Below are 23,902 nucleotides of genomic sequence, written 5' to 3'. Positions count from 1 at the left end.
GTCGGAACTTGTGACGCCCAGATGATGTGTGGTGATATCAGCGCACACGCAACATAAGCCACATCAGTCACAGGAGTCACACATGTCTCGTCGCCTCAGCCGTTTGGCGGGCGCGCTCGCGCTCTCCCTGCGCGGCCATTGCTCGCTCGTCCCCGCCACTGCTGCAGCGGATCCGGCGCCGGCCGATCCGCTGGCGCAGGCGATCGCCGCACCTGCAGGGACAGGGTGGTGCCTCACTGGACGCCGCAACCGCGATCGCCGACTCACGCACCCCGGTCGCCGAGGACGCGAGCGTCGATCCGTTCGCCGCATTGAACGCGGCCAACAAGGCCCTCACCGACTTCGGCATCACGCCGTTCTTCTACCCCACGGCAGCGATCAACTGCGCCGCAACGGCGGGCTCGCCCCTCGGCATCGTTCCGGGCGTGGCGGGCGGAGCGGCCGGACCGTGGCCTCAGCTGACCGCGCCGGCCATCCCCACCTTGCCGTTCCTGCCGTCCATCGAGATCCCCGAGCTCAATGCCGTCGACAAGGGCGAGACGATGTTCGCGTTCGTCCCGGCCGGAATCGTGAACGATTCTGTAGACAAGACCGGCATGCAGGTCGCCTGGTTCAACGTCAACACCCTGCAGGGCGGTTTTGCCGACTTCGGCGGCTTGGCAACCACTCTCGCTGATTCGATCCTCGCCAATTCCGGCGTGCCCGATGCCGCGAAGGACATCGTTCGGCCGTTCGTCATCGGAGCGATCGACTCGCTGCCTGCCGCCGGTGCCCGCGCCGTACCCGTCGAAACCGGATCGGGAACCGTGCTCGCCGCGGTGTTCGGTACCGTGAACCACAAGGCCCTCGACGGTTCGGACAAGAGCTGCTTCTTCTTCCCCACCGTCGGCATGATCAACGTCGCCTAGAGATTCCGCAAGACCACGAAGGGCCCTGCAGCGCACCGCTGCAGGGCCTTTCGGCTACTACACCCTGACGATTCGGCCCAGCCTTCCCAGGACCGCCTGCATCTCGGTGTGTTCCGAGCGCGCCGCCCATGGCCGTTGCCTGTTCCTTCCCCGCATCTGCATCGCAGCCCCGGTCACGAGGTCACCGTTGGGGGCGAAATGCACGCGAACTATCTCGTTGAGTGAGCGCCCCAACCCGAAACCCGGTATGACACTGCAGAACCCATAGGGAAACAGCGGTGCATCGGGTTCGTTGTATTTACCACCGACGAACACCGGGCCGCCGGTACGGAAGTCGCGGCACTGCGCGATGAAGCCGTGGAACGCACGACCCTTCTCGCGTCCGTAGTAGGCGATACCCACCCGCCCGGATCCGGTCGCGGTGATCGCGCCGAAGCGGGCGTCGCGCACTCCTGGCGCCGACACCACCACCGGCCTCGACCAACTCACCGCACCGTCCGAGGACCAGGCTGCATGCAGCAACCCGTCGCGGTCCGGCCACACCGCGTACACGTTTCCGTCGTCGTCGACGGCCATCGACTCCGGCAGAAGGTAACGCGAACCGAGCAGCAGGAAATGCAGTGCATTGTGATACTTCGCCAGCGCAGACCCCGGGACCATCCGAACGTCCCACGTCAGGCCTTCGTCGCGACTGACCGCCACCGCGAACCGTCGACCGTAACGGCCACCGATGTAGACCGTGCCGTCCGGACCGACGACACCTTTGCCGAACGCAACGTACTCCCGACTCGGCAACCCGGGGATGTTCTTCGAATCGATGTCGAAACCACCGGCCACCTCCCACTTCACACCGCCGTCGAAGGACCGCCAGATGACCTGGCGGGTGACGTTGATCAGGGGCCGCACCCGTACCGCGAACGGCGTGGGCGCGGAGAGGTACGTAACCCTTCCCACTCGTGAATTGCTCGGTCCGGCAAATACTTTGGCGTCCATCCTGGCTTTCGATGCCACTTTTCGAGTGCGCCAGGTTTCGCCCCGATCGTCACTGACTCCGAGAGTGAAGCCCGTTCGCAGCGGGTGGGGCGGCACCGCGTCGAATCGTCCGGCATGCAGAAACAGTCGCTCGTCGACATCGTCGAAGTACAGATAGGGTCGATTCCGACTCTGTTGAACTCCCTCGGGAACCGATGCACGCCATGACTTTCCGAAGTCGGACGAGCGTAGTACGCCGATACCGTCGACGGTGAACGCGGGCGCGACGAAGACGGTGTTGTCCGACGCGACCCCGAGGGTGCAGGCCGCGGAGCCGTACTCGGTGTAGGAGATGTCGGTGACGAAGTCGGCCGAGGCGGCGGCGTTGGTCGAGGAACGCAGTCCTGCCCGATAGCCCGAGGCAACTCTGGGCGTCACGACACCCGCCATGAGGTGCCGCGGCGTCGCGGCCACAGTGCTGGTCGATGCATTGGATCAGGCTAGCGCCGATGCTGCCGGTAGACCTCCAGGCCACCGAAGAAGTCCTCGGCCCGTCCTGGTGACAGTTCACAGAACAGAACCGGTCAGTACGTAAAATCCCGGTTCCCATCGGGACACCTAGCTCGTCGTGTGTCCCGCGCTCGAGCCGACCACAGCCGCCCCGGATGGACGCGCCTGCATCCGGCCGACGCGCGCGCGTACTGGATGGCGTCCAAGATTCCGAGCGACCAATTTCTGCTGTACTGCTTCGACAGTGGATCCGAGGACCTCGACACCGTGGTGGCACGACTGTACGAGCGCAGCGGCCGCATCGAGGTTCTGCGGCGACATATCACCGATGTCGCCTGCGGACTCGACTATCCCCGCTGGACCGAGGCGGGTCCGCGCTCCGACGCGATCTCCGTCCACCGGACCACGAGCACCTGGTCCGAATGCCTCGATGCGATCGCTGCATCGTTCACCCGTCAGGTCGACCCCCGACTGTCCGTGTGGCACCTGCACCTGTATCCGAACATCGCCGACGCACCCGGCGGCACGGCCCTCGTTGCCGTGCTGCAGCTTTCGCACGCAGCGGCCGACGGAACTCTGTCCGCCCGCACTGCCCGCGACCTGTTCGGCACGCATCCCCTCCCACCGGCCTCCGCCTGCACGGAGCCTCCCGCGGTGTTCGAGGCGGCATCCACAATCGTTGCCGCTGCGACTGTCCCGCTTCGACTGGCACAGATGGTTCGCGGCAGCTCCGTGCCCGACGCGACGCACTGAGCCTCGGACGAGGCACCGACTCGGGTGAGATTCCCCCCGCCCGCACACTCGCGCGCTCTTACCGCCCTCGACGTGCCGCCCACCGGCCGAACGTCCGTGCGGACCATCGTGCTTCCGAAATCCCACCTGCAGTCCGGCGGTACCACCATCACCACCTTCGTACTGACTGCGGTATCCGTTGCTCTGCAACGGCTTCTCGGCGATGGTCCTGATCTGGCCGCCGAGGTCACGCTGGCGAGGGACGCACGAGCGACGCGCGAAACAATTTCGGCAACGTCGGCGTCGGACTGTTTCCCGCCGAACCGGACATCCGCACTCGCAGTCGACTCGTCTCGGCCGAGCTGGCCGCGCGCCGTGCCCGCGCGAATCATCCACTCTCGGAGGCCGCCCGCGCATCACAGGACGCCGTCGAAGCACACGTGCCTGCATTTCTCGCCGAATGGGGCGTCGCGCAGTTCGATCCGACTGCAGCCCCTCCGACGGTCACCGGGAACACCGTCGTGTCCAGCGTCTCGCGCGGCGCCGCAGACCTCACGCTCGGCGGCGGCTCCGTCCGATTCACCGCAGGCTTCCCGGCCCTGTCCCCCGCCATGAGCCTGACCCACGGAGTCCACGGCATCGGCGATACCGTCACCGTCGGCATCACGTCCAACAGCGCGGCCGTGCCCGACCCGGATCTGTACGAGGCACTGCTTCGCGACGCACTCGACGACGTACGCCACGCTCTGGCCTGACTGGGACCGAACTGCCAGACAGTTCTCAGCATTTGTCGGGCATCGGGCTCAGGTTCCCCCACCAGACTGACAGCCATGAGCCAGGAAAAGGTCACCGTACTCGCCGTCGGAGGTACCGGAGAATCACATCCGTCCGACCACCGGACGCGGGTGACCGGCCTGCTGGCCTGCGTCGTCGGCGAGCTAGACGACCGCTTCGTCGGCCGATGGGTCGGCTATCCGGCGTCGTACGGTCCGGTCGCGCTCGGCGGACTGTGCTTCCGGCACAGCGCAGATCTCGGTGTCCGACGCTACGCCGCGCCATCGAGGGCACCACCGGACCGATCGCCCTGATCGGATACTCCCAGGGAGCGACCGTCGTACGCGAGGTTCTCGGTCTGGTGCACGACGGAACGATCGACGGCAGCCGCATCGTTGCCGCCGGTCTGATATCGGATCCGCAGCAGCCGGTAGGTGCCATCGACGGATGCACCGGACGTGGCGTCGCCGGTGCAGGTCCGGCTATGCCCGAGTCGATTCCGGTCCAGTGGATCGGCCTCGCCTCGGACATGATCTGCAATGCCAGCGACGACAGCCTCATCCGCGACGTTGCCGACCTGACCCGATGGATGTCGTTTCGTACCCCGAAGACCTGGCTGCGCGAGCTGTGGAACCTACTGCGCAGCAACAGCTTCCAGAATGCGACCCGAACCCGCCTTCGACCCTCCCAGTGGGCGAAGGATGTTCGACGCCTTCGCACCGCGGCCGCCGAATTGGCCGGCTATCTGCCGCAGTCGATGCGCTGGCGGCGATTCGAGTGGTCGAATCCAGGCGGTGGCCGGCACATCGCGTACGCGCGGGAAGATTACGCAGATGGCCTCACGGGCTGCCAGGTTCTCGCCCGTTGGCTCGGTGAGCAGGCGGATCGGCGGGAGAACCGACTCAGCCCTTCTCGGCCACAGTCGCGAGTTGCCTGAGCCCCTTCTCGAAATCCGGTCCGACGAGCTTGTCCATCGAGAACACTTTTCCGATCAGAGCGAACAGCTTGTTCTGCTTTCCCGACATTCGCCAGGTCACTCGGGTTCCGTCGGCGACAGGCTCGAGCAGGAACGTCGTGACGTTCCGATTCTCGAACGGCTTGGTGAACGCGAGGTCGAGCACGATTCGTCGTTGGGGAATCGACTCGGTGATGGTCATCGTCCCCGCGCCGGCCTTGCGGTTACCCGACCACGCGTACGAGGCACCCACTCCGGCGTCGGGACCGGTGTAGGTGCGCTTCAGGTCGGGGTCGACTCCCTCGTAGGGCGACCACTTCACCCACTGATGGAAGTCGTCGATCAGAGCGTGGACGGATGCGGCGTCGGCCCGAACCACGGCCGAGCGTTCGACGAGGACGGGCGCGGGTTCGCCGGCCATTGCGAAATCAGTCCCTCTTGCAGAGGCAGAAGATGTGCCCGGCCGGATCGCGGAACACCCAGAACGAGGGTTGCGCGTGGTCGATGAGTTCGGCCCCGGCGTCGACGACGAAGTCCCTGGCCTGTTCCATGTCGTCGACCACCAGGTCGAGGTGGATCTTGATGCCCTCGTTCGGCCAGTCGATGGGGGTGAAGTCCGGTGCCTTCTGGAAGGCGAGCCGCAGTTCGCCCGGACCGTGAACCACCACCCAGTCCCCGTCGTCGCGAACCTGCTCCCATCCGAGGATCGTGCTGTAGAAACGGCCGAGCGCGGCGGGATCCGGGCAGTCGAGGACGGTGTAGTCGACGGTGATGGTCGGTCGGGTCATGGCGGTCAGACTAGCGGTCAGCCACCGACAGCAGGGGCAATGGTCTCGAACCACGCATCGTGCAGGTGCTGCTCCCAGTGGTTCCACCAGTGCACACCGGTACTGGTGATCTTGACGTTGGGTCGACCGCCTACGGCCTGCAGCAACGGAACGAATGCGCGACTGCTCATGCCGGCGGCCGTCTCGAGCGGCACCATCTGCGCGAACCTGACGGGGTCGAAGCTGCTGCTGGCCGGGTTGAACACAGGGTCCGTAGCCGGTGAGCCGCTCCCCGAGGAGACGAAGACTGCCGTGTTGCGCAGCGCACCGACATTGAGGGACGGATCGTTGCGGATCCAGTCCGCAGACGGCCAGGTGCCCCACATGTTGCGAGCGTTGCCGCCCATCTCGCCGACGGCGACGGCGATGCCCTGCGCGAATCCGGGGCTGCTGGCGGTCGGGTAGCCGCTGAACGACGCGACGGCCTTGTAGAAATCGGGGTGATGCGCAGCCAGGTTCAGAGCCGAGGTTCCGCTCATCGACAGTCCGGCCACCGCGTTGTTGACGTTGTCGCTACCGAAGCGATCCGCCATGAACGGAGGCAGCTCCTGGGTGAGGAAGGTTTCCCACTTCACGCGTCCGAGCTTGGGGTCGTCCCGCTGCCAGTCGGAGTAGAAGGTGCCGCCGCCGCCGAACGGGATGGCCACGTTGACGTGCTTGTCGGCGAAGAAGCTCTCGACGTCGGTCTCGATGAGCCAGCCGTTGTCGTTCTCGGGCGCGCGCAGGCCGTCGAGCAGATACAGGGTGGGTGCGGGGCCGCCGCCGGCAGCCTTGAGCACCTTGACCGGAATGTTCTTGTCCATCGACGGCGAGTAGACGTAGACGAGCTCGGAGTCGGCCTTCGCCACACCGGTCCCCATCAGCACCGTTGCCATCGTGGCGACCAATACCGCCACTACAGCGAGCACCAGACTTCGTATCCGACCATGCAGCATGAAGATTGTCCCCTTGTTCGTATCCAGCCGACCGTCTCGGGGAGGGTAACAGCCCGGTCACGGCAGCGCCTCTTCTAGCGCAGCGGGTTGTCGACGATCCACCACGCCGCATACGGCGGCAACCACACCGAACCGGTGTCGTCGACCTGCAGATCGTGCTGCGAGAGAACCTCGACCGGGGCCGGAATTCCGAGTTCGATCAGCTGCGCGTGCGGGAACGACCGATGTTCGGCGGTGACGTTGTAGAGGGCGACCAGAGTGCCGCTCGGATGCCGCCTGCGCACCACGAGCAGACCGTCGTCCGACTCGCTCTGCACGTCCACCGGTGCCTCGGCGTGCAACATCGGAAGTCCGGCGCGCACCTTCGCGATCCGAGCGATACCGTCGAACACCCGCTGCGCGTCGCTCCCCTGCCGGAATCGGCCGGCGCGATCGGCGTCGGTCACACGCGGCCGATGCACCCACCGGTTGTCCTCGGCATGAGCTGGTTCGTCGGCCCAGTTCGGATCTCCCGGGGAGCCGAGCTCGTCGCCGCTCCACACGACCGGAATTCCGCCCCAGCCGGCAATGATCGCGTGCGCCAAAAAGATTCGCCCGAACGCGCCGTCGGGATCCAGGCGGGATGTGCCCAGACCGGTCAGCGCGGCTGCGGTACCGCTGATCCGACGATCGCCGGTGTCCGGGTTGAACTGGAACACCAGGCCTTCGGCCCAGGAGCCGTCGAATTCGCCCGAGTACCAGTCGGCCAGAAAATGGCGATGCCCTGCGCCCGAGAGTCCGAGGGACGACGCGTCGCCGTCGTCGATGGCCCAGCCGATGTCGTCGTGGCAACGAACGTAGGTCACCCAGGTGCCACTCGGCGGCGTCGGGGGCAACGACGCCAGTGCATGCCGCGCCAAAGCCGTACTGCCCGTTGCCAACATCGACCACACCTGCACCATCAGCGAGTTGTGGTACGCAATGTCCGAGACCCGTCCGGTGTGCCGCCCCTGACCCAGGTACGGCAGCAGATCGCGGGGCCCGACGATCGCCTCGGCCTTGAACAGCGTGGCCGGAGCAGCGAGTCGCGCGGTGGCGCGCAGGGCCTGGGTGACCGCATGCACCTCGGGTTGATTCTGGCAGTTGGTTCCCAGCCGCTTCCACAGAAACGCGATCGCATCGAGGCGCAACACTTCGACCCCGAGGTTGGCCAGGTGCAGCACGATGCTCGCGAACTCCTGCAGCACAGCAGGATTGGCCCAGTTCAGATCCCACTGCCATTCGTTGAACGTCGTCCACACCCACTCGCCGAGGGTGTCGTCGAAGGTGAAGCTGCCGGGCGCGAAGTCGGGAAACACCTCGGGGAGAGTGCGCTCGTACGAGTCCGGGGTGGTGCGATCGGGATAGATCAGGAAGTAGTCTCGATACGTCGGATCACCTGCACGTGCCTTCTCGGCCCATTCATGCTCGCGCGCAACGTGATTGAGTACCAGATCGACCACGAGACTGATGCCGCGTCCACGCAGCGTCTCCGCGAGCGCCCGCAGGTCCTCGTTGGTGCCGAGGTCTTCTCGAACCGCGCGGTAATCCATCACCGCGTATCCGCCGTCGTTGTCGCCGGGCCGCGGTTGCAGCAGCGGCATCAGGTGCAGGTAGGTGACACCCAGATCGGTCAGATGGTCGAGCCGCTCGCCTACCCCACGCAGCGTCCGTCCGTACCGATCGACGTAACAGGCATAGCCGAACATGTCCGGCTGCTGAAACCAGTCCGGTTCGAGCAGACGACGCTGATCGAGCCGGTGCAGATCCTCGGGGCGGGCGGCGTAGGCGCGCGCGGCGATCTCCACCAGGGTGGCCGCCACGGCGTCGGGATCGGGGTAGACGGCCGTGACCGCGTCGTGCAGATCGGGAAACCACTGCTCGAGACGTAACTCGAACGTCTCGCATCGGTGGGCGGGAAGCTCGGCGAGGATCTCGCGGGTGACGTCGGAGACGGCGGGGTGAACCATGGACTCATTCTGGCATCGACCCCTGCGTACGGGCGCGCATACATCCGGTTACCGCGGGGTATGAGAGCGGCATGTCATTGCTGACCCGCACACTGGACACGATCCTCGACAGAGCAGTCGTTCCCGGATACTCCCGCATCGGTGCCACGGTTCGTCGGCGATTCTGGGCCGCGGATCCGACACCGTTCCCTTCCCCCATCGACATGGTGGTGACCGGCGCGTCGTCCGGGTTGGGCGCAGCCACCGCGAAGGAACTCGCCAGGTTGGGGGCACGGGTGCACCTGGTCGGCAGGTCGGCCGATCGGCTGGAGTCAGCGGCCGCCGCCATCCGAGCCGAGGTGCCCGACGCCTCCCTCGTGGTGCGCGAGTGCGATATCAGCAATCTCGACTCCGTGGCCGAATTGATCGCGGCTCTGGCGTCCGAGCTCACCGCGGTGCACGCTCTCGTGCACTGCGCCGGGGTCATGCCGGACGGACGGCAGCTGTCCGCGCAGGGGCACGAATCCGCTTTCGCAACCCACGTTCTCGGGCCGGTCGCGTTGACGGTCGGTCTGCGGGAGCTGTTCGACGCCGGATCGCGGGTCGTGTTCGTCTCGAGCGGCGGCATGTATGCGGTGCCGCTGCAGACGTCCGACTTCGAGTACGAGAACGGCAAGTACTCCGGTATGACGGCCTACGCCCGCACCAAGCGCATGCAGGTGGTGCTGGCCGAGCAACTGGCCGAACGCTTTTCGCTCGAAGACGATCCGGTCGTCCACAGCATGCACCCCGGTTGGGCGGCGACGCCCGGAGTCACCGGCTCGATGCCCCTGTTCGGTTCGGTGATGAAGCCGATTCTGCGCAACGCACACGACGGGGCCGACACCATCGTCTGGCTCGTCGCATCCGACCAGGCATTGACCAGTACCGGCACGTTCTGGCACGACAGGGCTCCGCGTCCGACCCACTACCCGTCGTGGCGGGGCGATTCACCACGCGTGCGAGATGCATTGTGGGCCAGCGTGGTCGAGGCGACGGGGATCGAGATCTGACGGCGTCACTTCTCCCGTGCGGGCCGTTTCAGCCCACCGACCGAATTCCGCACGAGCATCAGCAGGGTCAAACCGGTGCCGAAGCCCATCATGCACAGAATGACACCGACACCCGACTGCCCGGTGATATCGGTACTCGCTTCTACGCAGAACGCCGTCGAGAACCCTGCCGTCGTGCCCAACGCAGCGACGTGTCCCCCCGGTCTTCGCCCCATCGCGACAGGTGCGCGGCCAGCAGGCACAGCAACACGACCGTCGCGCCGCACGCGGCCACTTGCCAGGACGGGAACTCGGTCGGTGCCGGGAGCCCGGGTCCGCGGAACTCGCCCCGGTAGTCGGCAGACCAGCTGAGCCACCCTGCACACGCGACGAAACCCGAAGCGACCGCTAAAGATCCGGTGGCCCACAAGCCGAGCGGGCCGGTGCCCGTTCTTTCCCGACGCTTCGAGAACACAGCCCAGAGAACAAGGGCCCAGAACGTCGACGGCACGCCTACGAAAACGAAGACTATCCAGAGGAACTGAGACCACGAAAAGTCGACTGCCATCTCTCGACGCTATAGGACAAGAAGCATGTGGCCGAGATGCTTTCGCGTATCGAGCACATCGGCCCTCGATACGGGACGACGATCGCAGATGCACACGTCGGAACCGTCCTGGTCCTACGGTTGTGTTCGCAGACTGCCGTTGTGCAGCACGGTCACCAGCAGACTCGGAAGGCCGTTGACCGACAAGAGAACCGCCACCACGATCCCCATGGCCAGCCACGGCTCGGTCAGCCAGAAATAGTTGCCGAGCTGTAGCGCACCGAAAATACTCAGTAACCATCCCGCGGTCTGGGCACGTCGGGCGCGTCGGGCAGGTCTGACCGGATACGAACCGTTCACAGTGGGCAACGTACGGCCGAAGTTCTCACGAGCTGCAATTCGAGCGGCCACGATGTGGAACAGAACAGCGAACGTGAGGGCACATACTGCAAGCGACATGTGTCCGTCTCCCTTCCGATTCCCGTCAGCGCAGTCTCGCAGGCCGAGCAGCAGTACGCCAGGGGACAGGTGCAGACTTCGGTCGTCATGCCGAGGGCCTCGTCGGAGGCCTGCAGAGCCGAAGCGTAGAAGAGTGCAGGCTTCTCCAGAGCTGCTCGAATTCGATGTTGCGGTGCAGTGCCGACGCTGCCACGCTGTCGATGTGCGGATCGCTCTCATCGCCGATATTCACGGCAACATTGCGGCGCTCGACGCCGTCCTCGACGACCTCGAACGCCATCGCGTCGACTCTGTGGTCAATCTCGGCGATCTGTTGTCCGGCGGCCTGCATCCGCGGCGAACTGCGGATCGACTGATGGCGTTGGACTTCCCCACTATCGCCGGAAATCACGATCGCTATCTGCTCGAGCAACATCCCGATTCCATGGGTAGTTGGGATCGGCATGCCCATGATCGACTCGACGACAGGCATCGACGGTGGCTGGGCACGCTGCCGTTCTCACTCGAGCTGGATGGCGGAATCCTCGCAGTGCACGGAACACCCACCGATGATCAGCAGTACTTCCTGCATTCGGTGGACGCCAACGGCTCTCGCGAGGCAACCGATGCCGAAATTCTCCACCGGGCAGCAGATTTCACCGACAGAGCTGTCATCGCCTGCGGGCACACCCACTTGCAGCGACAGTGGACTCTCCCCAGCGGCACACTCGTGGTCAATCCGGGGAGCGTCGGCGCGCCCGCGTACGACGACGATCAGCCATACCCGCACGTCATGGAATCCGGGTCTCCGCATGCGCGGTACGCGGTACTCGACGACCACGATCGAGACAGCTGGACGGTCTCGTTCGAGCTGGTCGAGTACGACCACGTGGGTGCGGCAGAAGATGCCCGCGCGCACGGGATGAAGGACATCGCCGACGCCCTTCTCACCGGTTATGTCGGCCCTGGGCCGCACTTCCCGTCAGACTGATCGCGTGAAGATCACCGATGCCCAGCGCCGACACCGGCTCGTCGCGCAGCACTTCGCCCGCGCGTCGACCACCGAAGCTGTGGTGTCGTCACTGCTCGCATTGCATGCCACCGACCCGGCGACGGTGTACCTCTCGGTGTTGGCACGTGCTCGATCGCTGGGACTGTCCGATATTCGTGATGCGATGTACGAACACAGGAGCCTGGTCCGTCTGATGGCGATGCGGCGCACCATGTTCGTCGTAGCACACGGCGACGTCCCGATGATTCATGCTGCCGCGAGTCTCGGGGTTGCGCGCGCTATGCGAGCGCGGTTGGTCAAACAAGTCTCGACGCTGCCCACCGAACCGGTGATCGCCGACGTCGAATCCTGGCTCGCTGCAACCGAAGCCGAAACAGAATCGGCGTTGCGATCGATGGGGACCGCGACCGGAGCCGAGCTCTCCGCCGCCGTGCCCGGCCTCAAGACTGCGCTGCTGCCGACTACCGACAAGGTGTACGACGTCAAGCGGTACGTCACCTCGGAGGTACTGGTGATGATGGCCGCCGAGGGCAGATTGGTGCGCGTCGAACCGCGGGGCTCGTGGACATCGCGACGGCACGCATGGGCACCGATCGATCACTGGTGGCCGGACGGGATTGCCGTCTTGGACGAGACCGAGGCCAGGGCGGACTTGGCTCGACGCTGGCTCGAGGTGTTTGGACCTGCGACCCTCGACGACCTGCAGTGGTGGACGGGCTGGAACAAGACGCAGACTCGCGGAGCAGTCTCGGGCCTGGACACAGTAGCGGTCGAACTGGCCGAGGGCGATGGAATCATGTTGTCCGGCACTACCTTCGACAAACCTGCCGGCACGAGCATTATGCTGCTGCCAGCACTCGATCCCACGCCGATGGGATGGAAACACCGCGCCTGGTACCTGGGTGAGCACAAGGCTCCGCTGTTCGACACCTTCGGCAACATCGGCCCAACCATCTGGTCCGGAGGCCGCATCGTCGGCGGTTGGGCGGTGACCGGGTCCGGAGAAGTGGTGACCGAATTCCTGGAGGACGTCGGATCGACGGTGTCGAAAACAGTTGCAGCCGAGGCCGAACGGCTCACCACCCTTCTCGACGGCACCCCAGTGGTCCCGTCCTTCCCGACGCCGATGGAGAAGAAGCTGCGGGGAAAGAAGTAGCCGACACTTGCCTACGAATTATTCATCTGCCCACCGTCACAGTTGGACAGATGAACAATCTGTGGGCAAACGGTGGCGTCAGAACCGGTAGCGACCCTCGGCCCAGGCTCGTTCGGCCGGAGGTGTCACCTCATCGACAGGTTCACCGTCACGAAAGTACTGCGTGTGCAGGATCCGGCCTGCGTCGACGGCTTCCTGCCAGGCCTGAGTCGGGCCTTCACCGAACCAGAGCCACGGGGTGATGTCGTCCATGATCACGATCGATTCTGCGGTAGCGAGCGTGCGCAGATCGTCGAGGTCTGCGCGCGCACCCTCCGCCGAGTGGTCCCCGTCGATGAAAATGACGTCGAACCGCATGTCCGGATGGCCCTTCGCATAGGCCGCGATGGTGGTGTGCGAATCACCCTGGATCAGGGTGTGGCGGCCCGGAAAGTGTTCGTCGATATGGGCTTTCGCGGCGTCGCTGTAGGCGTAGGCGGCAAGGTCGAAGGACACGACGGTCAAGTCAGGCGAGGCGTCGAGGAACGCCCAGCTCGAGAAGCCGGCATTGAAGCCGACCTCACAGATCAGCTTCGTACTCGGCCGTGCCGCGAGCGAGGACAAATATGCTTGCTCTGCCTCATCGGCTCCACGCTCGAAAGGTTCTCCAGCAGTGGCTGTCTGGTTTACCAACGCTTCGAGTTCCTGCAGACCCATCTACGTTCTCCTATCGTCTGATTCGGAGCGTAGCCAACTTCGATTGCCCGGGCTGACAACGGCCCGGGCGGTGGCGTCAGCCAGGCGCATCGACGGTCAAGCCGTGCGCCTCTGCGGCCGCCGCCAGCCTGAGGTCATAGGCGACGAACGCCGTGAGATCGTCTCGAACCGACAGTGCGCTGGCCAGATGGATCGCATCGAGGGTGCGCAGCATCGGGTCACCGACATCGGCGGCCAGGTCGGTTGCACTCGAATCGATGGAGACCAGATTCATCTGCGCTACAACTGCCCGAGCAGTGGGCACAGAGCCCGGTGCGTATCGACGCGTTGCGCGCACGACTTCGATTTTGGCCAGTTCGCTACTGACCCAAGGCACTCCCGCTCGCTCTGTCAGCCAGGTCTCTAGGACGTCACTTTCGGCCTCGTCGAAGATGAGCTTGAGCACAGCCGACGAATCGAGGTAGATCACCGATCGTCACGGATCTCGTCGAGCATCGATTCTGTGGATACTTCTGCGCGCACTCGTTCGGGAAACCGAACCGGAAGAGTTGCGGCCGTCAATCGCCCTTCGGCAACGAGGCGATCGACAGCGGTGCGACCAGGGTCGGGTGGCACGAGCAGCGCCACGAGCTTGCCACGATCGGTGACCTCGACGGTTTCGCCGGCCTTCACCCGCGCCAGGTAGCGGCTGGCGTGTTGCCGTAACTCCCTGATGCCGATTCGCTCCATCGCACCAAAGTAGCACTTCATGTGCTACTGCGCGCGAGGATTCGCGTTCCGCCAATTGCAGGTGAGGTTTCTGCAGCAAGCCGTCTGACGGCTGCCTGTCCGGTCTTCCGGACTCCAGCTCTCCCATCGCGATTCGACGTTCGGAAACTGTCCTCGACCGACAAACGAGGGTTGCACGTGATCAGCGATGTGCTTTACTGACCGCGTGATGACCCGTGCGCAGTTCTGGTGGCCGCTCTAACAGCGGCTTGCAAAATTGTGCATTCGGCCGCCTGTCGTGCGGCCTGACAACTCCCTTCGCGGAATCTCACACGGGTTTCACGTTCAGGCGGCTGCCTACCGAGGAGGCCGACCACCTTGTACGACGAAAACGAGCTCAACCGACCCGCTCCGAGACTGGGCGAGATACTCGTGAGCTCTCGATCGCTCGCGGAGTATCGAGCAATGTTCTCACTCACCGAGGATGACCTGAACAGTCGAATCCTCGATTGCCCGAGCGGTGCAGCATCTTTCACCGGTGAAGTGAACGGACTCGGCGGCAAAGCCACAGCGTGCGACAGCGCCTATTTCGATGCCACCCCTGCCGACCTCGCCGCTATCGCGATCAACGAGGCGGGGCGAGGCAACGCCTTCGTCCACACCCACCGTCACGATTACACATGGACATACTTCGCCGACCCGGATCACCACGAACGGATCCGAGAAGATGCGGCAGGCCGGTTCGCAACGGATATCAACGATCATCCAGAGCAGTACGTTCCGGGCAGGCTCCCTTCACTGCCGTTCGGCGATGACAGCTTCGACCTCGTGCTCAGTTCCCATCTGTTGTTCAGCTACTCCGATGTTTTCGATCACCAGTTCCACATCGACTCCATCACCGAACTGGCCCGCGTCAGCCGCAGTGAGGTGCGTATCTTCCCTCTGGTCGCCGTCGGCGAGTCAACACCGTATCCACATCTCGGCGAACTACTCGAGAATCTCGCAGATTGCGGGATCGACTGCCGGATCGTGAAGGTGGACTACGAGTTTCAGCGGGGTGCAGATGAGATGCTGGTCTGCAGTCGGGGGCCGACCCAGTCAGTCGATCGAAGTGAGAACCACCCAGAGGAATGGATCCATCGGTGAGCGCATCTTTCGACTACCGGGTCAATTTTTCCGTCGACGACGCAGAGTTGTCGTCACTCCATCACAGGGCGTTCGGCGGGGAGTACGAACCCACTCCGTGGCGGGCCCGATTGGACACGCACAGTAAATCGTGGGTGGGCGCGGCATCGGAACGACCCTCGTAGCACGCATCGTCGCGGATCTGCGAGGGTCAGGGATCGAATGGGTACACGTGGACTACGAACCGCACCTGCGCGAGTTCTACTCTGCCGGATGTGGATTCAGAGAGACCACCGCGGGGCTGCTCCGGCTCGAATGAGGTGGTCCCGAGGTCGGAGGTCTTCGCACTCCGCAGCTGCAATCCGAGGTTCTTGCCTACGAATTATTCATCTGCCCACCACCACAGGTGGACATCTGAACAATCCGTGGGCAAACGGTGGCGTCAGAAGGCCTAGCGGCCCGCGGCCCACGCGCGGGCAGCCGGAGATGTCACCTCGTCGACAGGTTCACCGTCGTGGAAGTACTGCGTGTGCAGAATCCGGCCTGCGTCGACGGCTTCCTGCCATGCCTTGGTGGGGCCTTCACCGAACCAGAGCCACGGGGTGTTGTCGTCCATGATCACTGGGGAAGCTACCGATAGACGTCCCGACGATGAGCAATTGCGATCACTCGCACGACAATTCGATCTTCATAGATTTGGTAGACGACACGGAACTCACCGCGCCGAGCCGAAAACTTACCTTCCAGTCGATCTCGAAGCGGCTTCCCGACTCGGTACGGATTCTCCGCCAGCGGACCACGAATGAATTCCCAGCAGGCGACGGCGATTGATTCGGGTAACTGGTCGGTGAGCGCCTTGCGAGCCGCGGCGGTCAGTTCGATCGCATAGCTCACTTCGGAAGCCGACCACGCTCACGCATCTCGGCAGTGACGTCGTCGAGGGAGTAGACCTCGCCTCGATCCTCCGCCGCCTCGGCGTCCCTGATTTCTGCCATCAACGACTGATCACCGAGGATTTCGAGCGTCTCCATGATCGAGTCGTAGTCGTCCGCGCTGAGCATGACCACCGCACGACGACCCTGCCGGGTGACTTCGATCCGCTGATGAGTACGGACAGTCTCGTCGACGAGTTTCGACAAGTTTGCTCGAACTTCGGCAAGCGGCAGGGTCGTCATGTACAGAATTCTAGCGCGAAGAACCGTGGACACCCCGGTCCTGCTGGGGCTTCCGTCATGGCGAGCCTCGTTGTCCCGCCGGGGCCCGCGGTCGACCGAACGCGCTCAGTCGACCACCGAACGGACGATCTCGGCGATTCGATGCGCCGTTTCCTCGTCCACGGTCTCGAAAAACCACGCCGCCGGCATCAACTCCCCGTCCGTGCCACCGGCAGCGCGGAAGGCCACCTTCTCGGTGATCGCCAGATTCAATCGATCGTCGTTGCGCAGTGTCACAAGCGCCGGCGTACTCGCCGACTTCGCATAGGCGGGCATTCCGTACCAGATCCGCGGCTTCAATGTGGGGGCCGCGGACACGATGATGTCGTGTACACGCTGCATGACCGAACGCCGCGGTTCGTCCATCTTCGAGATCTTCTCGATCACCTGAGTCAGGTTCTTCTCGTCCTTCGACGACATGTCATGTCCTTTCGTCAACCGATGTCGGGCATCGGCGGAATGAAGATGGCGCATTCCTGCGCCGCACCCCATCCGGACATGTCCTGAGCTGGTCAGGCCTCTCCTCGATGATTCACGTGGTTGCCACGTGGAAGCGCAGTCGGTGGCGAAAACCACCGCGGTAAGAATATCTGATACTCGGTGGTACTGCGCCACCGATTCTGCGGATTCGTCGACTAGACGTTGAAGCGGAACTCCACCACATCGCCGTCGGACATGATGTATTCCTTGCCCTCGATGCGCACTTTGCCTGCAGCCTTGGCCGAGGCCATGGAACCCGCGGCGATGAGGTCGTCGAAGGAGACGATTTCGGCCTTGATGAACCCGCGCTCGAAGTCGGTGTGAATGACGCCCGCCGCCTGGGGTGCGGTGTCACCTCGATGAATTGTCCACGCGCGGGCCTCTTTCGGGCCAGCGGTGAGGTAGGTCTGCAGGCCGAGAGTGTGGAAGCCGGCGCGGGCGAGAGCGTCCAGGCCGGGCTCGGTCTGTCCGACCGATTCGAGCAGTTCCGCTGCCGACTCCTTGTCGAGTTCGAGCAGTTCCGACTCGATCTTCGCGTCGAGGAACACGGCATCGGCGGGCGCGACGAGGCGCGCGAGTTCACCGATCTTCGCGTCGTCGGTGAGCACCGACTCGTCGGCGTTGAAGACGTAGAGGAACGGCTTGGTGGTGAGCAGCTGGAATTCACCGAGCAGCTCGAAGTCCAGCTTCGCCTTGGCCGAGAACAGCGTCTTGCCGTCGTTCAGTACAGCCTGCGCTGCCAGCGCTGCGTCGAGTGCAGGCTTGCGATCCTTCTTGATCCGCACCTCTTTCTCGAGGCGCGGGATGGCCTTCTCGAGGGTCTGCAGATCGGCGATCGCGAGTTCGGTTTCGATGACCTCGATGTCTGCGGTCGGGTCGACGCGACCGTCGACGTGCACCACGTCGTCGTCGGCGAAGACACGAACGACCTGGCAGATGGCGTCGGCCTCACGAATGTTGGCGAGGAACTTGTTGCCCAGCCCTGCGCCCTCGGACGCGCCTTTGACGATGCCGGCGATGTCGACGAACGACACCAGCGCGGGCACGAGCTTCTCCGAACCGAACACCTCGGCCAGCTTCTCGAGCCGGGGATCCGGCAGCGCGACCACACCGACGTTGGGCTCGATGGTGGCGAACGGATAGTTCGCGGCCAGCACATCGTTGTTGGTCAGTGCATTGAAGAGGGTGGACTTGCCGACGTTGGGCAGTCCGACGATTCCGAGGGTGAGGCTCACGGTCTATGGAGTCTACTTTGACGACACCACCAGCTCGGACAGTGCCCGGCCAGCGTCGATACTCGACGCACCCAGCGGAGCCAGAACCACGTGATCTGCGCCGGCAGCGCGGTGGGCGGCCACCCGCTCGGCAATGTCGTCGATGCTCCCCCACACGAACAGGGCGTCGACCAGTCGGTCGCTGAGCTCGTCGACATCGGCCTCGGTGAAGCCCATCCGCAGGAAGTTCTGCCGATAGCCAGGGACCGTCGCGAGAAAGCTCAGTGGCTCCCGCGCTTCAGCGCGCGCTCGAGCCGGATCGGACTCGACCACGACGAACTGGTCGACCACCAGCGTCGACTCACCGAGTGCACCGCGCGCCTGCGCCGTCCAGTCCGGCGTCACCAATAGCCCGATTGCTCCGGCAGCGCGTTCTCGCGCCATCTCCAATTTCTTCGGACCGAGCGCCGCGAGCAGAAGGTGATCGGTGGGCACCTCGAGCTCGTCGAGGTACTTCCTCAGCCCGGCCAGAGGTCGAGCGCTCGGCGGTCCGCCCAGGCCGAGGACGAATCGACCGGTGGCCGAAAGCTCGTCGAACAGTTCACCGGTCTGGGCTGTCGAGAACACGCCGACCGGCACTATGCCTGGAACGACGGTGGCGGTCTCGGTCGCATGAACCAGATCGGCGAGCCTGCCGAGCCGATCGATCTGCCGCCCGGCAGCCAGAACGAGGTGAATCCGAGTGATTCCAACGCGCGTGCATCGTCGAGGTACGACGGCGATACGTCGATGGAAATGCCGATTGTGCCGAGACCGAGTGTGTCCATGGCTACGACGCTAAAACCTCGAGCGTTGTTCAGGTCAAGACCGCACGGCTGCCAGATGTGCCACAAGTTAGACGTCTCATTCCCGCCAGATTCACCAGTGTTGAACTGACAACCTGAAATCGCGACGACAACCGACGTCGAATTCACCAAGGCAGTCAGGAGCAATCATCATGTCGAAAGTTGCTGTGATCACGGGAAGTACGCGCGGGATCGGCGCGGCGAGCGCCGAAGCTCTCGGACGCGAGGGCTTCACTGTTGTCGTGACCGGACGATCTCAATCGAAAGTCGACACTTCAGTAAAGAAACTGAGGGACAATGGTATTGATGCTTTCGGCACAACCCTTGATGTCACATCTCAACACAGTATTTCAGCGGCCGCCAATTTCATTGCCCACAGCGTCGGTCATGTCGATGTCTTGGTCAACAATGCTGGAATTCTTCCGGAAGCAACGGCCCAAGGCGCGTCCATTGTCGATCCAATGGTCGCATCGGACACGTTCGCAACCAACGTCGTCGGACCGCTGAACGTAATCGAAGCGTTTCTGCCGTGGCTTCGCGAAAGCCAGGCCGGTCGCATCGTCAATGTCACGACCAGAATGGGCTCGCTGGCCGAACAGGCCGATCCAACCTCGCCCTACTACTCGATGGTGGTGCCTGCCTATCAGGCGTCGAAGGCCGCACTCAACAGCGTGACCATCAGCCTGTCGAAGTCGTTGGCCAACACTGGGATCGTCGTCACCTCGGTGTGTCCAGGTTTCGTCCAGACCGACCTGACACCGGTCAACCGCGATCAGGCAACGACGACAGCGGAACAGGCCGCGCTCGTGGTCCTGGCCGCAGCGACACTCCCTGCTCGATCGGCATCCGGGACTTCATCGACGTCGATGGGCCCATCCGCTGGTAGCTCACCGGCCTCGCCGCCGCTGCGAAACTCACAGCTTCGGTGGCGACGAGGCCAACGCCGCGATGATCCACGGAACGACCCTCTATGTCGACGGCGGCATCTCGGTCACCCGCGGGTGAGCAGTGATCCGCCGTCGACCCGTCACATGGTCGAGACGACCAAGCCGATGAACGCAAGGTAGAGAACGATGAAGGCACCGAAAATGATCAGCGACAGCTTCCCGAAGAACGCGGCGCGAGTCGACGAATACTGTGCTCCCTGAACGTCTCCCATCATCCACAGTGGGTGCACCTTCAGCGCGTGGTTGAACGCCGGAATGGCCAGCGGCCAGAAGAAGATGATGGCCACGACGGCCCAGCCTGCATTGGAGGACGGCAGAGCAGCTGGCTGCGAATACGACTGTGCTCCTGGAAACGGCTGTGCTGCTGGGAACGGTTGCTCGTACGGACCTGACATGAAAACTTCCCCCGATTGTTCGATGACGGACAACCAGTAGGACGCCGCACCGTCACGTCTGGTTCCATCGGAGGAGGGGGAATCTCAGACCAGTTCGGCCGTGGCTGCCGCAAGGGCGACGATCGCATCCCAATCTTGTTCTGCGACAGCCGCGGCCGGAGTGAGCCACGATCCCCCGACACACCCGACGTTCGGCAGCGCTAGGTAGGCCGACGCATTCGCGGTGGAGATGCCACCCGTCGGGCAGAAGCGTGCGGCCGGGATCGGCGAATGGATCGACTTCAAGAAGTTCGCGCCACCGGATGCCTCGGCCGGGAAGAACTTGAGCTGGGTGTAGCCGGCTTCGAGCAGAGTGAGCACCTCGGATACCGTTGCGGCACCGGGCAGATGCGGTAGCCCGGTATCTCGCATGGCCTTCGTCAGGGACGGTGTGCAACCGGGCGAGACCAGGAACTGAGCACCCGCGTCGGCGGCCTGCTTGGCCTGGCCGGGAGTGATGATCGTGCCTGCGCCGACGAGGATTTCGGGGACTTCCCCTGCGATGCGCTCGATGGCGTCGAGTGCCACCGGAGTGCGCAGGGTCAGCTCGATGACGGGCACTCCGCCCTGCACCAGAGCACGAGCGATCGGAACAGCATGATCGATGTTCTCGATGACGACGACGGGGATGACGGGCACGCGGTCGAGCAGGGATGCAGTCACGGTCCTACTTTCTGTCGAATCGGGTTCTCGGGTCAACGCATCACGAACATCGCGCCCTCGTCGGCAGGGCCGACGAGCGCACGCATCCCCGAGAACAGGTCTCGACCGGTGCTGGACCACTCGTCCTTGTCCAGGACTCGGCCGGTGACCGGTCGAGCCTCGAACTCGTCGAGCGGTACGTCGATCGACAATGTGCCATCGAGGGAATCGAGGGTGATCATGTCACCGTCGAGAATTTTCGCAATCGGACCCCCGCTCGCGGCCTCGGGCGTGAGGTGAATTGCCGCAGCAACTTTGCCGGAGGCACCGGACATCCGGCCGTCGGTGATCAGTGCGACGGACCGCCCCTTGTCCTGCAGAATTCCGAGAGCCGGGGTCAGCTTGTGTAACTCGGGCATACCGTTGGCCTTCGGGCCCTGATAGCGCAGCACGGCAACGAAGTCGCCGTCGAGAAGCCCTGCGTCGAATGCCTCGAGGAAGTCGGCTTGGTCGTCGAAGACTCGCGCCGGTCCGGTGACCACACGGTGTTCGGGTGCCAATGCAGAAGTCTTGATGACGCATTTTCCGATCGGACCGGTCAGCATCTTCAGTCCGCCGTCGGCGCTGAACGGCTCGTTCGCGCCACGTAACACGGTGTCGTCGTGGCTCATCCGAGTACCGTCCTGCCACATCACCCCGTCGCCGTCGAGCTTCGGCTCCTGCGTATACCTCCGCAGCCCCTGCCCGGCAACGGTTTTCACATCCTCGTGCATCAACCCGGCGTCGAGCAGTGATCCGATGACGAACCCGAGTCCACCGGCCGCGTGGAAATGATTCACGTCGGCCTTGCCGTTCGGGTAGATCCGGGCCATCAGCGGCACGACGGCCGACAGATCGGACAGGTCCTGCCAGGTCAACGTGATTCCGGCGGCCTTCGCGATGGCGACGAGGTGCATCGTGTGGTTGGTCGAGCCGCCGGTGGCCAGCAGTGCGACGCAGCCGTTGACGATGGACTTGACGTCCACGACCTCCCCCACCGGCGTGTAATTGTCACCGAGCGACGTCAGACCGGTGACGACGTGGGCGGCCTCGCGCGTCAACGCGTCGCGCATCGCGGTTCCAGGGTTGACGAACGACGACCCCGGCAGGTGCAGACCCATGACCTCCATCAGCAGCTGATTGGAATTGGCCGTTCCGAAGAACGTGCAGGTACCACTGCCGTGATACGACGCGGCCTCGGCGTCGAGCAGAGCCTCGCGGCCCACCTTGCCCTCGGCGTAGAGCTGGCGCGCTTTTGCCTTCTCTCCGTTGGGAAGTCCGGACGTCATCGGCCCCGCGGGCACGAACACCGCAGGCAGGTGGCCGAAACTCAGTGCTCCGATGAGCATTCCGGGAACGATCTTGTCGCACACCCCGAGCATCAGGGTCGCGTCGAACATGTCGTGGGACAGGGCAATTGCGGTCGACATCGCGATGATGTCCCGACTGAAGAGCGAGAGCTGCATGCCGTCGCGGCCCTGGGTGATGCCGTCGCACATGGCGGGGACTCCCCCGGCGAACTGCGCGATGCCACCGGCATCGATGACGGACTTCTTCAGCACGGCGGGGTAGTTCTCGAACGGCTTGTGCGCCGAGAGCATGTCGTTGTACGCCGAGACGATGGCGATGTTGGGCTTGACCATGCCGCGGAGCGCTTGCTTGTCGGCCTTGCCGGAGGCAGCGAAGCCGTGGGCGATGTTGGCGCAGGCGAGGCGACCGCGGGCCGGGCCTCGATCCCCTGCGGCGGCGATTCGAGCGAGGTAGGCGGCGCGAGCGGACTGGCTACGGTCTGCGATGCGGTCGGTGACCTGCCGCAGGACCGGGTGAAGTGTGTCCATGAGTATCTCCGATGTTCGGTCTCTCATCACTCACCTTAAGGCCGCTTTGGTCGATCGACAACCCAACTTATGTTTTTCGAAGTCATAAGTGGGACTTCTTAGGCTGTTGCCGTAAAAGTTGCCAGTTGGTTGAATGGCGTCTATGTCGATGCCGCGCCTGAGCGCTCCACCTGCGACGGCAGGTGAGGTTTTCGCTCTGGTTCGCGACGGAGAAGCAGACACCCGTGCCGAGTTGGGCCGGATCACCGGACTGTCGCGGTCGGCCGTCGCCTCCCGCGTCGCCGCACTCACCGGCCTCGGCTTGGTCATCGAAACCGAGGACACGCACTCGACCGGCGGCAGGCCCCCGGCGAGACTGTCCTTCGACATCGACGCCGGAGTCGTGCTCGCCGCCGCGATCGGACGTAGCCGGTCCCAACTGGGTGTCTTCACCCTCGGCGGCGAATTGCTCGCGAGTGACACCGTCGACCAGGAGATCGGCGTCGGCCCGGACGAGCTGATGCCGCAGATCACCAAACGACTGCAGGCACTTCTCGACGAGTCGCACCGAACCGGACACCGCATCCTCGGGGTCGGGCTGTCCATCCCCGGCACCGCCGACACCGACCGAGGGTGCAGCCTCGACTCGCCGATCATGCACGGCTGGGACGGGGTGCCGCTGGCACCGTTCTTCGCAGACACCACGTCGGCTCCGGTGTTTCTCGACAACGACGCCAACGCGATGGTCCTCGCCGAACGTCGGGACAACAGAGATCGCTTCCAGAACGCCCTGTTGGTCAAGGCCTCGACGGGTCTCGGTGCCGGGATCGTGGCAGGCGGTGCGCTGCAACGTGGATCACTCGGAGCCGCAGGAGAATTCGGCCACACAAAGACCGCAGCCGCCGCAGGGGTCGCCTGCCGATGCGGCGACAGCGGCTGCCTCGAAGCCATCGCAGGTGGCTGGGCACTGGTGCGCG

Annotated in this window: 29 protein-coding genes and 1 pseudogene; 10 read left to right on the top strand and 20 right to left on the bottom strand. The window is 64.2% G+C overall.

Features of this window, described 5'->3' with window-relative positions:
* Nucleotides 1-311: 311 nt before the first annotated feature.
* Nucleotides 312-908, top strand: a complete 597-nt coding sequence (locus RHBS_RS08715; protein WP_237669111.1) for a hypothetical protein — start codon at nt 312-314, stop codon at nt 906-908.
* 57 nt (nt 909-965) lie between these two features.
* Here RHBS_RS08715 and RHBS_RS08710 read toward each other — a convergent pair whose 3' ends face one another.
* Complete coding sequence (locus RHBS_RS08710; protein ID WP_128645369.1) at nt 966-2,318, bottom strand: sialidase family protein; 1,353 nt, start codon at nt 2,316-2,318, stop codon at nt 966-968.
* A 267-nt stretch (nt 2,319-2,585) separates the two neighbouring features.
* On the opposite strand from RHBS_RS08710, the gene RHBS_RS30370 reads away from it, so the two are divergent.
* The 3 genes and pseudogenes from RHBS_RS30370 to RHBS_RS08700 all read left to right on the top strand — a co-directional run bounded on the left by RHBS_RS30370 (nt 2,586) and on the right by RHBS_RS08700 (nt 4,833).
* Nucleotides 2,586-3,143 carry a hypothetical protein gene (locus RHBS_RS30370; protein WP_237669110.1) on the top strand — a complete coding sequence of 186 codons (558 nt, stop codon included), beginning with the start codon at nt 2,586-2,588 and terminating at the stop codon, nt 3,141-3,143.
* 287 nt (nt 3,144-3,430) lie between these two features.
* Nucleotides 3,431-3,877 carry a WS/DGAT domain-containing protein gene (locus RHBS_RS30365; RefSeq protein ID WP_374700558.1) on the top strand — a complete coding sequence of 149 codons (447 nt, stop codon included), beginning with the start codon at nt 3,431-3,433 and terminating at the stop codon, nt 3,875-3,877.
* 75 nt (nt 3,878-3,952) lie between these two features.
* Nucleotides 3,953-4,833: pseudogene (locus RHBS_RS08700) on the top strand (PE-PPE domain-containing protein).
* Here RHBS_RS08700 and RHBS_RS08695 read toward each other — a convergent pair.
* From RHBS_RS08695 to RHBS_RS08680, 4 genes are all read right to left on the bottom strand, one after another.
* On the bottom strand, nt 4,799-5,272 hold the full coding sequence (locus RHBS_RS08695; protein WP_128645368.1) for an SRPBCC family protein: 474 nt from the start codon (nt 5,270-5,272) through the stop codon (nt 4,799-4,801). The pseudogene RHBS_RS08700 and the gene RHBS_RS08695 overlap by 35 nt on opposite strands.
* Before the next feature lie 7 nt (nt 5,273-5,279).
* The gene (locus tag RHBS_RS08690; protein WP_121873304.1) at nt 5,280-5,639 is read right to left on the bottom strand and encodes a VOC family protein; all 360 of its coding nucleotides are present in this window, start codon (nt 5,637-5,639) and stop codon (nt 5,280-5,282) included.
* Between the two features lie 17 nt (nt 5,640-5,656).
* The gene (locus RHBS_RS08685; RefSeq protein ID WP_128645367.1) at nt 5,657-6,613 is read right to left on the bottom strand and encodes an alpha/beta hydrolase family protein; all 957 of its coding nucleotides are present in this window, start codon (nt 6,611-6,613) and stop codon (nt 5,657-5,659) included.
* 74 nt (nt 6,614-6,687) lie between these two features.
* Nucleotides 6,688-8,601 (bottom strand): alpha-amylase family protein, encoded by a 1,914-nt coding sequence (locus RHBS_RS08680; protein ID WP_128645366.1) that lies wholly within the window; start codon nt 8,599-8,601, stop codon nt 6,688-6,690.
* A 71-nt stretch (nt 8,602-8,672) separates the two neighbouring features.
* Between RHBS_RS08680 and RHBS_RS08675 the strand changes: the two genes are divergently transcribed.
* On the top strand, nt 8,673-9,632 hold the full coding sequence (locus RHBS_RS08675; protein WP_128645365.1) for an SDR family NAD(P)-dependent oxidoreductase: 960 nt from the start codon (nt 8,673-8,675) through the stop codon (nt 9,630-9,632).
* A gap of 5 nt (nt 9,633-9,637) precedes the next feature.
* Here the strand turns inward: RHBS_RS08675 and RHBS_RS30360 are convergent, their stop codons facing one another.
* Together RHBS_RS30360 and RHBS_RS08665 are read right to left on the bottom strand one after the other, a co-directional pair.
* The gene (locus RHBS_RS30360; RefSeq protein WP_237669108.1) at nt 9,638-9,847 is read right to left on the bottom strand and encodes a hypothetical protein; all 210 of its coding nucleotides are present in this window, start codon (nt 9,845-9,847) and stop codon (nt 9,638-9,640) included.
* Nucleotides 9,848-10,293: 446 nt separating this feature from the next.
* Entirely contained in the window at nt 10,294-10,617 is a 324-nt protein-coding gene (locus tag RHBS_RS08665; protein ID WP_128645364.1) for a hypothetical protein, read from the bottom strand.
* Between the two features lie 133 nt (nt 10,618-10,750).
* Between RHBS_RS08665 and RHBS_RS08660 the strand changes: the two genes are divergently transcribed.
* Both RHBS_RS08660 and RHBS_RS08655 read left to right on the top strand, forming a co-directional pair.
* On the top strand, nt 10,751-11,587 hold the full coding sequence (locus tag RHBS_RS08660; RefSeq protein ID WP_237669107.1) for a metallophosphoesterase: 837 nt from the start codon (nt 10,751-10,753) through the stop codon (nt 11,585-11,587).
* Between the two features lie 4 nt (nt 11,588-11,591).
* Entirely contained in the window at nt 11,592-12,764 is a 1,173-nt protein-coding gene (locus RHBS_RS08655) for a winged helix DNA-binding domain-containing protein (protein ID WP_128645363.1), read from the top strand.
* A gap of 78 nt (nt 12,765-12,842) precedes the next feature.
* On the opposite strand, the gene RHBS_RS08650 is transcribed toward RHBS_RS08655, so the two are convergent.
* The 3 genes from RHBS_RS08650 to RHBS_RS08640 all read right to left on the bottom strand — a co-directional run bounded on the left by RHBS_RS08650 (nt 12,843) and on the right by RHBS_RS08640 (nt 14,210).
* On the bottom strand, nt 12,843-13,460 hold the full coding sequence (locus tag RHBS_RS08650; RefSeq protein WP_128645362.1) for a class I SAM-dependent methyltransferase: 618 nt from the start codon (nt 13,458-13,460) through the stop codon (nt 12,843-12,845).
* Nucleotides 13,461-13,536: 76 nt separating this feature from the next.
* Nucleotides 13,537-13,929, bottom strand: a complete 393-nt coding sequence (locus tag RHBS_RS08645) for a type II toxin-antitoxin system VapC family toxin (RefSeq protein ID WP_128645361.1) — start codon at nt 13,927-13,929, stop codon at nt 13,537-13,539.
* Complete coding sequence (locus RHBS_RS08640; protein WP_237669106.1) at nt 13,926-14,210, bottom strand: type II toxin-antitoxin system Phd/YefM family antitoxin; 285 nt, start codon at nt 14,208-14,210, stop codon at nt 13,926-13,928. Before RHBS_RS08640 ends, RHBS_RS08645 begins: the two co-directional genes overlap by 4 nt.
* A 390-nt stretch (nt 14,211-14,600) precedes the next feature.
* Here RHBS_RS08640 and RHBS_RS08635 point away from each other — a divergent pair, with 390 nt between their 5' ends.
* Nucleotides 14,601-15,314, top strand: a complete 714-nt coding sequence (locus RHBS_RS08635) for a methyltransferase domain-containing protein (protein ID WP_306303525.1) — start codon at nt 14,601-14,603, stop codon at nt 15,312-15,314.
* 430 nt (nt 15,315-15,744) lie between these two features.
* Here RHBS_RS08635 and RHBS_RS08625 read toward each other — a convergent pair whose 3' ends face one another.
* The 7 genes from RHBS_RS08625 to RHBS_RS30355 all read right to left on the bottom strand — a co-directional run bounded on the left by RHBS_RS08625 (nt 15,745) and on the right by RHBS_RS30355 (nt 19,028).
* The gene (locus RHBS_RS08625; protein ID WP_187298424.1) at nt 15,745-15,909 is read right to left on the bottom strand and encodes a hypothetical protein; all 165 of its coding nucleotides are present in this window, start codon (nt 15,907-15,909) and stop codon (nt 15,745-15,747) included.
* 14 nt (nt 15,910-15,923) lie between these two features.
* Nucleotides 15,924-16,187, bottom strand: coding sequence for a type II toxin-antitoxin system RelE/ParE family toxin (locus RHBS_RS08620; RefSeq protein ID WP_121873313.1), 264 nt, complete (start codon nt 16,185-16,187; stop codon nt 15,924-15,926).
* Nucleotides 16,184-16,468 carry a type II toxin-antitoxin system Phd/YefM family antitoxin gene (locus RHBS_RS08615; protein ID WP_128645358.1) on the bottom strand — a complete coding sequence of 95 codons (285 nt, stop codon included), beginning with the start codon at nt 16,466-16,468 and terminating at the stop codon, nt 16,184-16,186. Before RHBS_RS08615 ends, RHBS_RS08620 begins: the two co-directional genes overlap by 4 nt.
* 105 nt (nt 16,469-16,573) lie before the next feature.
* Nucleotides 16,574-16,927, bottom strand: coding sequence for a DUF1801 domain-containing protein (locus RHBS_RS08610; protein WP_128645357.1), 354 nt, complete (start codon nt 16,925-16,927; stop codon nt 16,574-16,576).
* Nucleotides 16,928-17,142: 215 nt separating this feature from the next.
* Nucleotides 17,143-18,222 carry a redox-regulated ATPase YchF gene (ychF, locus tag RHBS_RS08605; protein WP_121873315.1) on the bottom strand — a complete coding sequence of 360 codons (1,080 nt, stop codon included), beginning with the start codon at nt 18,220-18,222 and terminating at the stop codon, nt 17,143-17,145.
* A gap of 12 nt (nt 18,223-18,234) precedes the next feature.
* Nucleotides 18,235-18,882 carry an LLM class F420-dependent oxidoreductase gene (locus RHBS_RS08600; protein ID WP_237669112.1) on the bottom strand — a complete coding sequence of 216 codons (648 nt, stop codon included), beginning with the start codon at nt 18,880-18,882 and terminating at the stop codon, nt 18,235-18,237.
* The gene (locus RHBS_RS30355; protein ID WP_237669105.1) at nt 18,840-19,028 is read right to left on the bottom strand and encodes a hypothetical protein; all 189 of its coding nucleotides are present in this window, start codon (nt 19,026-19,028) and stop codon (nt 18,840-18,842) included. Before RHBS_RS30355 ends, RHBS_RS08600 begins: the two co-directional genes overlap by 43 nt.
* A 170-nt stretch (nt 19,029-19,198) precedes the next feature.
* Between RHBS_RS30355 and RHBS_RS08595 the strand changes: the two genes are divergently transcribed.
* Nucleotides 19,199-20,113 (top strand): SDR family NAD(P)-dependent oxidoreductase, encoded by a 915-nt coding sequence (locus tag RHBS_RS08595; RefSeq protein WP_128645356.1) that lies wholly within the window; start codon nt 19,199-19,201, stop codon nt 20,111-20,113.
* On the opposite strand, the gene RHBS_RS08590 is transcribed toward RHBS_RS08595, so the two are convergent.
* The 3 genes from RHBS_RS08590 to edd all read right to left on the bottom strand — a co-directional run bounded on the left by RHBS_RS08590 (nt 20,074) and on the right by edd (nt 22,946).
* Nucleotides 20,074-20,388, bottom strand: a complete 315-nt coding sequence (locus tag RHBS_RS08590) for a CD225/dispanin family protein (RefSeq protein WP_121873318.1) — start codon at nt 20,386-20,388, stop codon at nt 20,074-20,076. The genes RHBS_RS08595 and RHBS_RS08590 overlap by 40 nt on opposite strands.
* Before the next feature lie 84 nt (nt 20,389-20,472).
* Nucleotides 20,473-21,090: a bifunctional 4-hydroxy-2-oxoglutarate aldolase/2-dehydro-3-deoxy-phosphogluconate aldolase gene (gene eda / locus RHBS_RS08585; RefSeq protein ID WP_121873319.1), complete on the bottom strand. Its 618-nt coding sequence runs from the start codon at nt 21,088-21,090 to the stop codon at nt 20,473-20,475.
* 32 nt (nt 21,091-21,122) lie between these two features.
* Nucleotides 21,123-22,946 (bottom strand): phosphogluconate dehydratase, encoded by a 1,824-nt coding sequence (gene edd / locus RHBS_RS08580; protein ID WP_128645355.1) that lies wholly within the window; start codon nt 22,944-22,946, stop codon nt 21,123-21,125.
* Nucleotides 22,947-23,094: 148 nt separating this feature from the next.
* Here edd and RHBS_RS08575 point away from each other — a divergent pair.
* Nucleotides 23,095-23,902: ROK family transcriptional regulator (locus RHBS_RS08575; protein WP_237669104.1), on the top strand; the 808-nt coding region annotated here is incomplete at its 3' end.

It is taken from the genome of Rhodococcus sp. BS-15, from assembly GCF_000813105.1.
Classification (GTDB): Bacteria; Actinomycetota; Actinomycetes; order Mycobacteriales; family Mycobacteriaceae; genus Rhodococcoides.
The sequence above is the reverse complement of the archived record's forward strand: the minus strand, read 5'-3'. Positions and strand labels throughout refer to the sequence as shown.